Here is a 16,010-nt window from a genome sequence, read left to right on the forward strand (position 1 = left end):
TTTTCATATCATTAATATTCTATTTTAAACAAGCTTGTCTCCATAATTCTGTACCATTTTATTTTTTTGTCAATATATACCCCTATTCCATATGGATGTTTAACTAATGCCATAAAACCAATTAAAATTCCTTATTTAAATATATTTTAATTGAAGCAAAGAATGAGACTACTATAAAAATTATAGGTATGGCTATCAGTACGATTCTTTGCAGTAATCCAAAATTAACCCCAAAGATTGTATTATTCGTTAATATCTCATTTGCGATAGAGATAAGACTTCCCATTACAGCCATAATTATAAAATTCACCCACCTTGATTTGAGGTATCCGAGTTTATAATAAAATGGGAAGAAAACAGAGAAATAAGCACATACGATAAAAAACTCAATAAAAATAGTATTTATACCTAGGGTTTTATTTACTAAAGTTGGAGCAACAAAATGTAATAAACTGCCCATGATAAGTGTTATTAATATAGCACAGATAAGGAATACAAATACTGATAAATATTTTGCAGCCACCACAATTTTTCTATTAACAGGCAAACTATTTATCATTAGTTCACTGTTATATTTAAAATCATAAGCATTAGCATAAACTACCAGTAGATATATACTTAAAAAACATAACAATATAGTGGGTGCATAATTGTTTTGAAATATAAATATGTTTAATATGTTTAAAAATAAAAATATAAATACGGTTTTATCCTTTCTTTGAATTCTAATGTCTTTCATTATAAGATTAAACATGAATATCACCCCTAATTGTATAAACCATAATATCTTCTAGTGATGCTTTTTCAATCTTACAATTATCATTAAATAAAATCCTTGCTTTATCTTTATTATCAGTTAATGCCTCAAACCCGGAAGCAGTTTCCCTTATACCTATAAATTCCTTTCGTATATTTAAGTCTAAAAGTTTAGAAGCACCTTTCACTATTGTGTATTTTTGTAGCACTTCTTCCTTAGACTCAGAAAACACCATACTTCCTTTATTAATAAAAGTTATATAATCTGCAATTTTTTCAAGATCTTCCGTAATGTGTGTAGAGAAAAAAATTGACATCTCTTCATTCTGAATAATATTATATAAAATATCCATAAGTTCACTTCGAAAAGCAGGATCAAGTCCTGAAGTAGGCTCATCCATAACAATAAGTTCAGCTCCATGGGAGAGTGCTAATGCTAAGGCGAATTTTGTTTTCATTCCCTTTGAAAGCTTATCTATCACCTTATTGGGATTTAATTCAAAATGTTTAATATACTCCTTAAATTTGTTTTCATCCCACTTTGTATAAAAACCTGCTATAATATTTTTCATTTCATTTATGGTAAGCATGCCATAAAATATATTTTCATCATAAACAAATCCTATTTTTTCTTTGATTTCCCTTTCGTCTTTAACGCTGTCCATACCAAAAATACTGATGCTTCCACTATCTTTTTTTATTAAATTCATAATTGCTTTTATTGTGGTACTTTTTCCTGATCCGTTTGGTCCTATAAATCCCATTACATATCCTTTTTCAAGCTTAAAGTTTAATCCATTTAAACAGAAATCACCATAAGACTTGTTTAGATTTCTAACTTCTAATACACTGCTCATTTTACATCCCCCTCAAGATTTCTCATTATATCTATTATTTCTTCCATAGATAAATCAAGTATTTTACTTTCCTTTAAAACTTCGTTTAATTTTTCTTCTAAAATTTTCATTTTTTTCCTGCGAAGTAACTCCTTATTTTGACCTGATACAAATGACCCTTTACCTGTAAGCGAAATAATGAACCCTTCTTTCTCTAATTCTTCATAAGCTCTCTTTGTGGTAATTACACTTATTTGAAGATCCTTTGCTAAATTTCTCATAGATGGAAGTGTATCACCTTTTTTTATTTCCCCAGAAAATATCAGTCCTTTAATCTGATCAATAATTTGCAGATATATAGGATCATTTGATAAATTTGAAATTATAATAGTAATGTCCATGTCTTATCTCCTACCAGTTTCTTTTAATAAACTCTTTATTTAACTTTAAAGAGCATAATGTATATATACTATATATACATTATTTAAACCCTTTTGTCAATACTATAGAGTACGAACTATCAATGTATATGATACTGATATACTTGATTTAAAGAATTTTTTATTACTGTTGGTGTGATTCAGATAAATGTTGGCGAGCCCCCTACTATTTTACACTAACTTACCTTTTCGGGGGGATAGGCAAAAACCCCCTTGCTATGAACACGGTAGACTTATTACAACCATATATTTACACTCTTATAGCCGATTACTGTTCCATTACTACCTATACCCCAGATTGATGATAAACAGGTATTTAAGTTTAAAATTCCATTTTTTTACACACTTATAGCAGTTTTTGGTTCCGTTACTACCTGCACCCCTATTGGTAGCAAAATTTATTATGCGAAGTGCTGCCATAGCTAAATTACATGCGTATCAGATGTAAACAATACTACGCACGTATATTTGAAATACCCAGCCACCTTGTGCAAGTTGTAGGTTCATCACAACTTGTTCAAGGTGGACCAGCCCTGGGCTTGTCCATCGGCGATGTCCGTATTTAGATTTAAAGGTATGATTAAACTACAGATGCGTGCGTAGACTTAGGTTTTTTGATTATTTATATAGAATGATTGAATTAAATTTAATTAAAATCTAATTAGAATTGACGCACGCCGTTCGGGTACCCCAAAAAGGACTAGCTTTATCATTAGAATTTCTTAGTTTACCAGGGGTTGAGGGACGAAAACCAGGGTAAGCTTAGAAATTCTTATGCTGAAGCTTGTTCTTTTTTGGGTGACGGTATACGTGCCCAGAACTTGTCCTTCCAAATTCGCTATACTACTAGTAACTACAATAGATATAAAAGATATTACTAATTATTATATTAAGGCTTTATAAAATCTATTTACTATAACAATAAAATTATAAGTTTTAAAAGAGAAAACACGATAACTAATTATTTTTCTGAAACTTGTAGGATGCTTGCAAATGGACTAGCCCAGCTACTGAGGGACGAAGTGGCTGATGGGCCTGTCTATTTGCCGTGAAAAATGGACGAGTTTTTTGACCTCTATTATAAATTTATTTTATTGAAATTCTAAATTCATGAAATAGAAGTTCCTGATCTGCTAATCTGAGGTGACAAACCTGTCCATTTTTCACCCGAGGATCGCGAGGTTCTATCTTTAACGACATTTCAGAAGGAAAGTCTCCCACGTTTATAAGTAGGAGTTACTACCCGAACAAATAGAAAACTTCAGTGAGGGTATAAATATCCTTCTGAAGTCGTCAATGCATCTCCGCAGGAGATGATTTAAACATGTGGATTTTTTTAAATATTAGTATTTTGAAGACAAAAAAAACAAGTCCTGCTGCATTGCAGTAGGGTTTGTTACCCTTGGGGGAAGGGGGAATATTTCATTTGCTTTGGACTAGTTTACTGACTGCAGCTAATGCTAAATAGAAAGATGAATGCTTAGTTACTTTAATAGACTAGGTTACTTCTAGATAGTGAGTAAGATTGTCCAAAACTTCCTTATGGACCTAGAGCAGTGAAAGAGCTTGTGCCACATTGGATTTTCGTATGAAGCATGAAGGAGAAAAGATGATGTGGACCAGCCTTTGACTGCTGAGTCTTATTATTATATTAAGACTGATTTGTAATACATACAAAGTAAAGAGTCAACACGTTATGTTACATTCAAATTGAAATTTTAAAGGAGTAGGCAATAGCATCAATGTGAAAGTAACTCAATTACATTTGTGTTACTTTCACTTTGGGGCTATTTTAATATTACAATTTAATATAAAAGTTGCAAAATGTACTTTTTATGTCACGATACAGACGTTTCATGCGTTTGGGGTTATATTATAAGCTTTAATGTAATTTCATGTTAATTAATGGTTAAATATGGTGTATTTCCCAAAAACTCATACCTTAATTAACTAATTTATCGGAATGTATATATGCAACTGTGTACAAAATACGGGGGGGAGTTTTCACTTGACAAATACGTGCGCTACTTTTACTTTATTTCATTTTTCGATATATATAAATTAGGTCGAAAATGCATTATTCATCATTTTATTATACTTTTGTGAAAATACACCATATATGTATTTTGCATTGCGTTTTGTTAAATAATGTGTTAAATTTGAAGGAGGATAGCGTGAGCTACACTAGATATTTAGAGGGGGAATTCTGAAATGAAAAAAGTTATAGGGGTACTAATCATTGTAATATTTTTTGTAACAAATACTTTTTCAGCTTTTGCATCAATAGGACAAGCAGAGGGAGATGTTTCTGCACAAAATATAGTACAAGAAAAAAATTATAATATGAACGACAATAGCGAGAAACTTAGTTTGAATTATGGAGTGAGCGCATGTATGGGAAAAACCACATGGAGAACTTTTACTACTAGTGTAATGTGGGAAGCGGCAGGTTTTATACCGGCAGGAAAATATGCTAAAATATATGATAAAGTATATTTGTTAGTATCCAAAAGTTATCAGATAAAAACTAAGGATTGGTTATCATTAGCTTGGTCAGTTGTAGATGTCATTTGTGCATTTGTTCCAGGAGCAGTACCAGCTAAGGTTTTTTGGAGTATCTGTAAACTCACACCAAACTTTTAAATGTTAAAAAAAGATAATAAAAACTATTATAGTAGCATAATAGTTTTTATTATTATACTATTAGGAATTGGATATTTTTACGGATATATAACTATTACTGAAATTGAAAAATATTATGTATTTAATAAATTAACAATAAAAGATATATTTATTCACAATTTTACTGTTAGTATGATTGATATTATATTTTCCATATTTGGAGGAATTTTAAGCATAATAGCTATTTCTATGAATCTTATAAGTATTGGATACGCTATAAGAGAATCTCAAGTAAGATTAGATCAAGGTTTTTTTAATATACTATTTCCAACGCTATTACATGGAATAGGAGAAATTATAGTAATGATACTAATTCTTAATATTTCTATTAAAATATTAAAAAAATGGTTTAACAAGATATTTAATATTGAATATAATACACCGCACTTATATAAAGAATATATTAAAATAATTATTGCAGCTATTCCAATATTAGTTGTTTCTGCAATAATTGAAATATCCGTATCTCAAAAAATATTTGAGCATATGTATTTAATTGGAGGAAAATAAGTGAATGAATATACAAAAGAATAAATACTTTCCATTTGTAGCAATGTTTGTTTCTAAATTAATAGTAGTACTTATATCAAGCTTTATAGTTAAAAAAATGATATTGTTAATAATAAAGGATTATGATAAAATAGATTATTTGATTATAATAGTTATGATAATTTTAACAATTATATTAACTATATTTAGTATAATTGCTTGTATAATAAATTATCAGATTATACAATTGTTTTTTTTAGGAAGCAATTTTAATGAAAGGATGAAAGTACATGAGTTTTTATCGGTTAATTCTTTAGCTTCGCTTTTTAATAGTTTATTATTACTTGTAATATTTTGTATAATTAATTTTGTTAGCGGGTTTGAATTTTTAAAGAATAATTGGAGTAATATATCTAAGTTATTGCTAACTGTATTTAATCTCTTTACTCTATGTATAATTGGAATATATATAAAAAAGAAAATTAATTACAAATCTACATTAATATGCGTTATAATATGTTTAATTCCATATACATGTTTTAACTGTATAGGTTGGGCTGTTAAATATTTTTTGTAGCTTATGAAATACCTTCCGATAAAATAATTGTGTATAAATATTTATAATTATTTTACTGGAAAGAGTAGAAAACTACAAATAAATAAGAAATAATAAAGATATTATATACATAAAACAGATATTCAGCGCTAATTTTAGAGCTGTTTTGAGAAAGAATCAACAAAATTTCTTCAAAAGATGAGGAAACATACATATAATCAAATGATGAAAATGTTGGGAGGGAGATATTTTATTATGTATTTAATGAGAAATATAAAGCAGTTCTTTGATGCTACTCTTAAAGAAATACTAGCATTAGTTTTAGGATTAACATTAATTTTTTTAATGCTAAGATTAGATTTACCAGATTTCAATACTGGCTATATGTTAGGGATTTTAATGTTAGTAACTATGGTTTGCAGATATAATTTTGTTGCAGAGTATATAATTAAAGAAGATTTTATTGAATTAAAAAAAAATAAAACAACTTTAAAATATATTATATCTAAAAATATAATTTCTTTATTTTTAGTTGTAATATTAGTTTTTATAGTTTTTTTGTTAGAAATTATAATAACTAGATCATCTTTATCCTATGAATTTTATTTTAGTAGTTTAGTTTTAGCTACATTTATTATAGCGTTTAATAACATTATATTTATGTTTAGTAATAAAAGTGTAGAATTAAGATCAAACGAATTTGAAGTAAGCACTAATATTCAATTGGGATTTAAGGATCTAATTAGTAGTTTACCTTCCATTTTCAGTGTATTTATTGTTTTTTATTTTAATCGATACGTATATACTATTAATATGTATAATGCTTTAACGATAGAAATAATGTCAATTATTTTATTAAATATCACATTAAAAAACAAATATACTTAAGAGATTCAAGTACAGATGGTGTTTTAAAAATGAAATACCGTATTGCAAATTTGAATTTTACATTTGAGTCTAACAATGAAGCTTTAGAGATTATTTACGCTTCTACGAACTCTGAATGTAAAATATATAAATCTAGTATTGAAATAGGGCCAATATAGAGAACTTATGATTGGGAATGTGTATTAAATATAGAATGTAAACGAATATGAATAATAAATAATGAGGAGTGGTAATTATGTTTATTTTAACAAATGATTGTATAAGTGGATATCAAATCAAACCTTTAGAACTAGTATTTGCATCTATAGTTAATTCAAAGGGTGCTGGAAAAGATTTTATGAGTTCGTTAAAAAATATGGTAGGTGGAGAATTGAAATCTTATACTGAAATGATTACTGAAGCTAGGACAATTGCTTTAGAGAGATTAAAAGAGCAGGCAAAACTATTAGGCGCTGATGCTGTTATTTCAACAAGATTTACAAGTTCAAATATAGTTGATGGAACCGCTGAAGTTACTGTATATGGTACAGCCGTAAAATTAATTAAATCAGCGTGTTAATTTAAAAACTCAACTTATTTCTTCCCAATCAAAATAGATAATAAGATATTAAGTGGTAGTAAGTTACCCCTTAATATCTTATAAATAGTTTAAAATCACTGGGTAAACCATTGATATATCTAGGGTTTAATCACTAAACGATAAATCCATTATTTTTTTGCTCAAAACAAGTTAGTTAAAGTAGAAGTATAGCATTTTGATAACATGTGTCTTAATGTGATGTAATTAGTGTAAGCGATGTTTTAACTGAAAATTTTAATTTTAAAGATTATTTTGTGCTGCAGGATCAAAAACAAATAAAGAAAAGAAGATAAAACTAAATAAGATTGGACACGACAACTATATCTTTAAAAGTAGAAAAGGATTAAATGATCGGAGAAGAGAAATTGGTACTAGACGTGCTATTGGAACAAACCCTCCAATTCCTTTTAGACGCAATTATGGTTACCGGTATGGGTGGCTTATTGGGTATATTTTGTAGATTAATTCCCTGTAAAACTTATTGCCTTTTCCATAAGTCATGAGTCTAGATAGTATTGTAGGAGCTACTGCAACATCTTTATTGGAGTGATTTTCGGAATTGTTCCAGCTATTGATGCATCGAACATTAATCCAATTAAAACGATTTACAAATAAATTTATTAAAGAAATATGGTGAAATCCATTATGGGGTAGTGCTCTCTTTTCGTGCAAAAGTCACGTTAAGAAAAATCAATTAACACATTTTCAAGTTACTGTAAAACCCAATGCTGAATAAGGCTTTTTAATATGTTCCAAGATATATTTTACATAAAAACATTAAGTTTTTAATATTTTTATGTAGTAAATTATTAATGTAATATTTTAGTGAGAGTTTGGACTAAAACATTACATTAAAACTATAAACTTAATTTAAATTAGTTTTAACTCTTTTGATAATTAAGTACTATCAAGGGTTAAGAGTAGATTACTTAATGTAATATTTATTGTATTTTATTACATTAGAATTTTATGGAATTCATTATATTTGGTATATATTCACTTAAATGTTAACCAAGTTTTCTTAACGGTACTTTTGCACAAATTGCGAGCCCTACCCCATTATTATAAAAATTAGGTTTATAGGGGGCAACATTATGGAAAACATTCAGAAATCAAAAGTCGGAGCAGGTATAAAAACAATATCAATAATTACATTGATATTTAGCATTTTTGGATTAATAACGTCAATAAAAAACATGCTAAATATTGGTGAGACTAATGCTTTGCGTAAAGAAGTGGGATTTCCTGAAATGACAATTCTTGCTTTAGTTATTGGGTTATTAATCACTATAATAATAATTTCAGGTGTTATTTTAATTTTAATGAAGAAGGAATTAGGGATATATATCTATTTTATTGGTATAGTAGCCAAAATAGCATATTCAATTGTTAGTGTTGGATTCAGCCCTTGGATGCTTAGTAATTTGATAATGCCTGTACTTATGGCTATCTTTATTAGGAAGAAAAAAGAAATATTTAGTGTTGAAGCTAACTAAAATAATAGGGAGGCGGTATCTTCACAGATACCGCCTCTTTTAGCCGGATTATCCAATGCTTTTGCAGCTTGGACAGCCACTAAGTGGTAGTGCCCGCAAAATGCTGGAAATATACGTTAAGACAGTTGTTACCAAAAATATATTTTATCAAAACATTCTGCCTTAGAATTAATACTAAACAGTTCTAACTCGAAAAAACATATAACATCAGTGTAAAGCATTAATATAGCTAGTGTTTATTCCCCCCGGAGTTATCGTTATTTTGGTAATCTGCAATGAATGTATTATTATACTGGTCTACGTTCTAATACTTTTATTTTAATTTCGTGTTTCCCAGTAACTTCTTCAAGTACCTCAACAATTTCTTTAACCTGTTTTACATCACTCGAAACATTTTTTATTGCTGTTTCTGATATATCCATTTTCTCCAATATCACATTATGGGGTATGGCACCGATTCGTGTAAAAAACCATAGTATGAGTAAAAATTTTACATATACTATGGTTTTTCAACATAAATAAAATGTTTTAGCCTATACGATTAAGAGAAGTTTATATTAATAAACTAAGTTTTCTTAAACATCTATATCAAATTTTAATTCTGGGATTTTTATATTCTTATCAATACTGTACTTTCCAAATCTATTAATGTGACTCGTCATATACGGAGCTAATGAAGCTACGATATCTTTATTTATATCATAACCTTCAGATGAAAGACCATGTAGAATCTCCGACATATGGTAAACGTTATAAAATATAATAGTATTAGCAACTAAATGATTATACTTTATCCTTTTTCGTTGTTCTTCTCGGTTATTTGACGTAATGACTCCATCACTACCAAAATTTATCCACTTCGTAAATCCGTTAAAGGATTCATTCTTATTTGAGGTTTCTTGAATAATTCTTCTTGAATCAATATCTGATATATATTTTAACAGGAATCCAGTCCTTACAGCTTTCCCAAGCTCACTAAATGCTTGATATAACTTGTTTTTTCTACTGTAACTTCCAAGCTTACGCAGTATAGTAGAAGGAGTTATTCTTCCCATTTTTATTGAAAGAGCAACTCTTAGCATATCAGGAAGATATGTTTTAATTAGTTCCCAATCAATGTTATCTGTAAAAAGTTCGTCAATATGCTCATAAGTATTTGCTTTATCAGATTTATAAAACTTTAAATGTTTCCAATTACGTATACGGGGCATGAGTTCTATTCCTAGTAAAAAAGATAAGCCAAAGATAGTTTCATTTTGACCTTGAGTATCCGCATGAATAATGTGAGGATTTATATCCACCTTCTCATTCATAAGCAAATCTAGAATATATACCCCCTCCCACACTCCACAAGGTATAAACTTACTAAAAAGAGCTATATACAAATCTGATATATGATAATAGCCAATAGCACCATTCACGCCATATCTTATATGTCTTTCCGATAATATATTTCGTTCAAATATCTCCCATATCGTTCCGTCTGCAGCCACCCGTTCTCCTGTTCCCCAGTATTTTAAAATGTTGAATTTTTTATATAGATTAATGATATGATTTGTTGCATCGTCTATCTTATCACTACTTATATGCCATTGGTTGATGTATGAAACTTGCTTTCGCGTAATAGTATCCAGAGAATTTGCTGTTTGAGAAGGCCCTAAATTACACCCATAGCAAAACGCTGTTGTTAAATATCTTTCAACTGGATCGTCTAACTTGGAATCAAATCCCGATAATGGTCCGAAGAATTTTGTCCAGTTATACCATTGCTGTGAGGTATATAAAATATCAAGAATGCTAACCTGTTTCATTCTGTCTGTAAGTAAAGATTTTATTAGCTTTAAATCTTTTGGTTCCTCTTTTTTTTTTAAGGGAGTTAGAATTGGTTCACCCTTTTGTATCCTCAAATATTGATTAGAAGGAAAATATTTATCAGCGTTATTAGCTGCATCACTTAATAATGTTTTAACATGCTGAGCAAAGTCTACTCCTGTAACCGGAATGCCTACCTGCTCACCATAAGTTTTAATTTCCTGATCATATTCTTCTAGGCTTATAAGCTGCTCCCTGAAATCTGAATATTTATCACTTCCCTTAATACACAAATCACCAGACTTTAAATCCTGCATAATTTCATAAAAAGCACATATTTCAAAACGCCTTCGATTTAGATCTTCATTATTATTTACTTTACCAGTATGACCCGTAAGTAATTTTGTCCATTTTTCTGAAATCCAGGATAAGTCTACATCTACATCCTTAAATTCTTCCTTCGGTATTTTTTCTAAACGAGCTGATTTTCTATTTTTCCTGATAATAGTTATTACGTCCTCCATTGTTTTATCTTGTGTTGTGGAATATAACTCTACATTATCCAAAACTTTAAAAAGAGTTACTCTGCACTTTCCTTTTATGCAGTCCCATGCAAATGGGAAATAATTATCTCCAGCATATGTATTATGGATTTCACATTTATTTATAATTTCATCTGGATTTACTGTGTTTTGTGTCTTTAAAGCTTCAGCTATTGCGTCAAAGCGCTCTTCTTTATTCCCTTCTGTTTTATATGCAATCATAATATCTTTTAAAGTGGTTATTAAATTGCAAGCTGTCTTTGAATGAGATAGCTTGTATTTAATTTGCTTATCACGTGCTTTATTTTGTCGTGACTTAACTAATTTAACAAACATTTCGCCAATGTCATCAAGAATGTTAGCGTATTTTTGGGTAATAAAAGCAACCGCAAGAGTGTATCTTTTATGTTCTTCAAGCTCTTTCATTTTTGAGGCATTTAATGCTTCTGAAGCATTTACAAAGTGCTTCAGTTTTACGTCTGGTATAGTTGAAAGTATGTGTTCTTTAATATTAAAAGCTTTGATACTTTCAAAAATTTCAAGAATTTGAGAAAGATTGTCAGGGTTAAGTTTACCAGGATCTTCTTTTAAAATATTCCATCCAGTGGTTGTGTCTGTTTGATTATTACAAAAGAGTTTATCAATGAGCTTTTTTGTTTCATCACTTATATTTTCAGAAACATGCTTGTAATAAGCGGTGTAAACCGTATGTCTAACTTTTCTAGAGAGTCTAATTAGCGTACTAAATGCAGGCAACTCAAACCTTTGATGTATAAGTTCGTCTATTACAATATTTATAATATCTGCATCATTATCTTTAGTTTTAGATGCATCAGCTGCTACTTTTATAGCAATGTGTATAGCTTCTTTGCCATAATGTTTGATATTTAAGAACTTGCGAATAAAATCAAGGTGATTTAACCTGGTTAATGATTTATCGTATTTTTCAAATTCAAATTCTACATGATTTATTCCTACAGTATTTACAATATGGTTAATAATTGCTTGAGGTACCTCAACGATATTAGTAGGATATCCTAAACGCTGATAGGCTTTTAACATAATTAAAAACTGCAACCTAGTTTTTTGATTTCGTGTTACTTCATTTGCATATAGTATTTTTTCGAATGTAGGAGTATACACATTTTTTAAATCATTTTCAGTTATAGTGCTTTTGAATCTTGGATAAGCTGTTTCATTTATTCCTGCCAAATTTCGCACCTTCCTATATCTTTTTTAAATAAATAATATCATAATCTGTCTATATAATGTACTTTATGTAGACAGATTAGGTTGAAAACGATACTATATTAATAAGATTCACAGGTATATCCTACTTAAAACTGTCTATATAAATATTGAGGTGACCAAAATGCTTAATGAATATATCAATTATCTTAAATCATCAACTAAAGAATATAGTAAATGTACTCTGAAAGCTTATGAACCAAATGTGTCTAAGTTTCTTCAATGGCTAAAAGAACGCTATAATGAAAATGATTCTTATGCCATTACTACGTTGGACATTAGAGAGTATCAAGGTTATTTGATAAATATCAAGAAATATGCTCCGGCTGGTGTACAGCAACGAATAATGTCAATGCTTTCGTATTGTAGATTTTTATATGATAAAAAATATTTAAAGATAGATGTTACTGCAAATTTTAAATTAATCCAAGTTCAAAGCAAAGACACTGCTCCATCAGCACCATCCACAAATGAAATAAATAGATTTAAAAGGGAGATTTATAAAAAGAATAATCTTCGTGACATTGCAATAATTGAAATGTTTTTAAATACGGGCATACGTGCTAGTGAATTGATAAACCTTGATATACAGGATATTTCAATTTCTAAGCGCAAAGGAGTGGTTCATGTTAGGCAAGGAAAAAGAAAAAAATTCCGTGATATCCCTCTAAACCAGGATGTACGTGAATCTTTGAATGCTTACATAAAAGAAGTTAATCCTCAAAACAAGTTATGGATTGGCCAAAGAGGGGTTCTTACCCAAGATGGGATTAATAAAATGATTAAACGATATGCTAAAAAAGTTAACTTAGAGACTAAGATCTATCCTCATGCCTTTAGACACTATTTTGCAACAAGACTACTTAGACATAAAAAAATTGATATCGCCATAGTATCAAAGTTGCTGGGCCATTTTAATCTGAATACGACGCAAATATATGTTAAGCCAACATTTGAAGATTTATCTGATGCTTTGGATAACCTTAATATTTAGTAGCTAGATTATGAAATTTACATTTTTTTACTCCTACTATAGTTTTTTACACGAATCGTTTCCGTACCCCAGTAAGATTGTTCAAAGCTTCATTTGGGACCTAGAGCAGTGAAAGAGCTTGTGCCACATCAGGTTTTCGTATGAAGAATGAAGGAGAAAATATGATATGGACCAGCCTTTGACTGCTGGTGTTATTGGCAAGTACTTTTGGAGAAATTTCGGCAAACTATTTTACTGAATTTATCCCAGTATATTTTTCCCATTTAACTGCTAAAATATAGATTTTCTGTGCTCCAACCTATAGCTCTTTCCAATCATGTTAAAAAGTTCGCACCTATAAGATATTCTATCTAATACAGCTGTTGTTAATGCTGGGTCTCCTAAAAGTTCTACCCATTCTTCGAATCCTTTGTTAGAAGTTATAATTAGTGATGCCTGTTCATGAAGGGATGATATTAATTGAAAGAACAAATTAGCCTCATCTCTAGTTATAGGAAGATATCCGACCTCATCAATTATAACGAGACTTGAAGAAAGGATTCTATTTAGTTTACCTTTGCTTTTTCTTGATATCTGCTGAGTTTTCAAAACATGCATCAGATTATCCATAGTTACAAAACTTACCTTATAACCTGCCTCAACGGCTTTATAACCCAAGGCAATAGCTGTGTGAGACTTCCCAACGCCCGGTGGGCCTAAAAATATAAGATTATACATCCTATCTATCCATTCCATTTCCATGAGTCTGTTTATTTGTTTCTTTGTTATTGATTTTTGAAATAGAAAATCAAATTCCTCCATTGTCTTTTTAACTGGAAAGCCAGCATATTTAAGTCTTTTTTCTTGTGTTTTCTGATCCTTCAAACCAACCTCATTTTTAAGTATTGATAACAGAAAGTCTTGATAGGAAACATTACCTAACTCGCCTTTTTCAATAATTTTATCTGCATCTACATTTAAATAGTTTAGCTTAAGATTTTTGGCATACTCTTTGATTAATTCTAATTTCTCCATGATTGCTTGTCCTCCTTCAAAGCATCAATATAGTCACTTATACTTCTTACTTCCGGTTTTAACCCTCTATACTTTGATGGTATAGATAACTTATCAATTACAGATTTTTTATCAACTTTTGCAATATCCTGTATCGCAAGATATTCAAGGGTTTCTTTAAACATTCCAGCACTCCACAAGTTTCGTATAACACAATAATTCAATGCTTGTTCTATTAGCGAAGCTTCATATGAATGTACTATATTTAGTATTGATCCAAATTGATCTTTGCAGTATCTTGGTTTTTCACGTTTTATGCCATCTAGTAGCATTTTTGCATTTTCAGTTTTACCGAGAGCAAAAAACAATCTTTCATAAACTTGGTCAATAGAACTGTGAATATCCCGTTCGGGATGAATTATTTTTATAAGTTCACCCTGCCTTGTGCTTACTTGATGACTTGCTATTAATACACCTGTATCAAAATCAACTATATTCATTTTGGAGCCTTTTATCATTAATTTAAGTTCTTTACCTGGGCTATAAGTTCCTTTGGGCACTTGATACCTGTTCTGTTTATACAAAATTACATTGTTTTTTCGTACAGCATAAGTTAAACTAGTATTAGATGAATTTTTTTCAAAGAGTTCAGGTACTGGTAGCAAGTGTTTCTTTTCGAGAGCAAACACTTCTGCCGGTATTTTTTTCGTTATTTCATGTTTTTTACCATTGCCTGTTCTATCTAGCCATTTGAATGAGTCTTCATTAAAGGAATCAACATCTATAAATACTCTGTTTATAGCAAAGTTATATTTTGAGTATTTTACCACAGATTCTATTTTCCCCTTACTTTGAGGATCAAAACCTCTACAAAGCCTAACTTTATATTTCATAGTATTAATATAATTTTGAAAACCTTCGGTATAAATAATGTCTCCAGAATTCTCGGCTACTGCAAGCACACGATCTTGGTCATACACTATTTCAATAGGCATACCACCAAGATATTCAAAAGCTCGATTATGAGCATCAATAAAAGAGGCGGTAGTAAATGGTTTGTCTGTCCAAAGTATGTATTTATACCTTGAATGTGATAAAACCATTGCAAAGCAATACACTTTTACTTTGTTTCCATTTAATCTTTTGAGCCATATTTGACCCATATCAACCTGAGCTTGGTAGCCCATGGGAAGTTCATGTACTTCCTCAAATTGTCTTATTGGCGAAGCCTTAGGCAGATTGTATTCTTTCCTTAAATTACTAATATAAAGCCTTAAAGACCTTTCTTTAAATTTTACATCACCATATCTTTCCTTTATCCAATCAAGTACTTGTGCTGCTGACATATCTCTGAAATCAGTAATCCATTCTAAAATATCATCTTTGTAGATATCAATTTTTTTATGTCTATTCTTCGATTGAATAGTGACTTTAGCATATTCACCAGGATCCATGTCCCAATACTTTTGAACTGTTTTGTAATTTATATTTAGAGCTCTTTCAACCTGTGATTTATTAAATCCAAGTGCTTTATATTGTTTTATTTCACTAAACATATTCCATCCTTTCAATTTTAAATTCCCCCTCTGTAAAATATATCTCTAATTGTATCAGAGAAGGAATTATTATTGTACTTAACTGGAAATTATTCTCCTTTTTTGTTTGCCGAAATATCACCCTTTTAGTTTACCGCTAACA

At 29.8% G+C, this 16,010-nt stretch carries 14 protein-coding genes; 7 read left to right on the forward strand and 7 right to left on the reverse strand.

The window, feature by feature from the left end:
- Positions 1-121 precede the first annotated feature (121 nt).
- Genes KTC92_RS18505 through KTC92_RS18515 form a run of 3 tightly spaced genes read right to left on the reverse strand, consistent with a single transcriptional unit; the run spans position 122 to position 1,987 of the window.
- The gene (locus KTC92_RS18505; protein ID WP_220287756.1) at positions 122-754 is read right to left on the reverse strand and encodes an ABC-2 transporter permease; all 633 of its coding nucleotides are present in this window, start codon (positions 752-754) and stop codon (positions 122-124) included.
- Entirely contained in the window at positions 747-1,613 is an 867-nt protein-coding gene (locus tag KTC92_RS18510) for an ABC transporter ATP-binding protein (protein ID WP_220287754.1), read from the reverse strand. Before KTC92_RS18510 ends, KTC92_RS18505 begins: the two co-directional genes overlap by 8 nt.
- A complete protein-coding gene (locus tag KTC92_RS18515) occupies positions 1,610-1,987 on the reverse strand; it encodes a GntR family transcriptional regulator (RefSeq protein ID WP_220287766.1) in 378 nt (125 codons plus the stop codon). The genes KTC92_RS18510 and KTC92_RS18515 overlap by 4 nt, the downstream gene beginning before the upstream one ends.
- Positions 1,988-4,243: 2,256 nt before the next feature.
- Between KTC92_RS18515 and KTC92_RS18520 the strand changes: the two genes are divergently transcribed.
- The 6 genes from KTC92_RS18520 (at position 4,244) to KTC92_RS18545 (ending at position 8,723) form a co-directional block, all read left to right on the forward strand.
- Positions 4,244-4,675 (forward strand): hypothetical protein, encoded by a 432-nt coding sequence (locus tag KTC92_RS18520; RefSeq protein WP_220287752.1) that lies wholly within the window; start codon positions 4,244-4,246, stop codon positions 4,673-4,675.
- The gene (locus KTC92_RS18525) at positions 4,676-5,224 is read left to right on the forward strand and encodes a stage II sporulation protein M (protein WP_220287750.1); all 549 of its coding nucleotides are present in this window, start codon (positions 4,676-4,678) and stop codon (positions 5,222-5,224) included. It abuts the gene before it with no gap.
- 4 nt (positions 5,225-5,228) lie between these two features.
- The gene (locus tag KTC92_RS18530) at positions 5,229-5,780 is read left to right on the forward strand and encodes a hypothetical protein (RefSeq protein WP_220287748.1); all 552 of its coding nucleotides are present in this window, start codon (positions 5,229-5,231) and stop codon (positions 5,778-5,780) included.
- Between the two features lie 234 nt (positions 5,781-6,014).
- Positions 6,015-6,647, forward strand: coding sequence for a hypothetical protein (locus KTC92_RS18535; protein ID WP_220287746.1), 633 nt, complete (start codon positions 6,015-6,017; stop codon positions 6,645-6,647).
- Between the two features lie 235 nt (positions 6,648-6,882).
- The gene (locus KTC92_RS18540; protein ID WP_220287742.1) at positions 6,883-7,206 is read left to right on the forward strand and encodes a YbjQ family protein; all 324 of its coding nucleotides are present in this window, start codon (positions 6,883-6,885) and stop codon (positions 7,204-7,206) included.
- 1,115 nt (positions 7,207-8,321) lie between these two features.
- Positions 8,322-8,723, forward strand: a complete 402-nt coding sequence (locus KTC92_RS18545) for a hypothetical protein (RefSeq protein WP_220287740.1) — start codon at positions 8,322-8,324, stop codon at positions 8,721-8,723.
- Positions 8,724-9,010: 287 nt separating this feature from the next.
- Here KTC92_RS18545 and KTC92_RS18550 read toward each other — a convergent pair whose 3' ends face one another.
- Together KTC92_RS18550 and KTC92_RS18555 are read right to left on the reverse strand one after the other, a co-directional pair.
- Positions 9,011-9,145 (reverse strand): hypothetical protein, encoded by a 135-nt coding sequence (locus KTC92_RS18550; RefSeq protein ID WP_258280728.1) that lies wholly within the window; start codon positions 9,143-9,145, stop codon positions 9,011-9,013.
- 153 nt (positions 9,146-9,298) lie between these two features.
- The gene (locus KTC92_RS18555; RefSeq protein ID WP_220287738.1) at positions 9,299-12,289 is read right to left on the reverse strand and encodes a Tn3 family transposase; all 2,991 of its coding nucleotides are present in this window, start codon (positions 12,287-12,289) and stop codon (positions 9,299-9,301) included.
- Positions 12,290-12,449: 160 nt separating this feature from the next.
- Between KTC92_RS18555 and KTC92_RS18560 the strand changes: the two genes are divergently transcribed.
- Complete coding sequence (locus KTC92_RS18560; protein WP_220287735.1) at positions 12,450-13,319, forward strand: tyrosine-type recombinase/integrase; 870 nt, start codon at positions 12,450-12,452, stop codon at positions 13,317-13,319.
- A gap of 270 nt (positions 13,320-13,589) precedes the next feature.
- On the opposite strand, the gene istB is transcribed toward KTC92_RS18560, so the two are convergent.
- The gene (istB, locus tag KTC92_RS18565) at positions 13,590-14,333 is read right to left on the reverse strand and encodes an IS21-like element helper ATPase IstB (protein WP_258280588.1); all 744 of its coding nucleotides are present in this window, start codon (positions 14,331-14,333) and stop codon (positions 13,590-13,592) included.
- Positions 14,321-15,883: an IS21 family transposase gene (gene istA, locus KTC92_RS18570; protein ID WP_258280587.1), complete on the reverse strand. Its 1,563-nt coding sequence runs from the start codon at positions 15,881-15,883 to the stop codon at positions 14,321-14,323. The genes istB and istA overlap by 13 nt, the downstream gene beginning before the upstream one ends.
- Positions 15,884-16,010 lie beyond the last annotated feature (127 nt).

The sequence above is a fragment of the Clostridium sp. CM027 genome, from assembly GCF_024730565.1.
GTDB classification, from domain to species: domain Bacteria; phylum Bacillota; class Clostridia; order Clostridiales; family Clostridiaceae; genus Clostridium_AD; species Clostridium_AD estertheticum_B.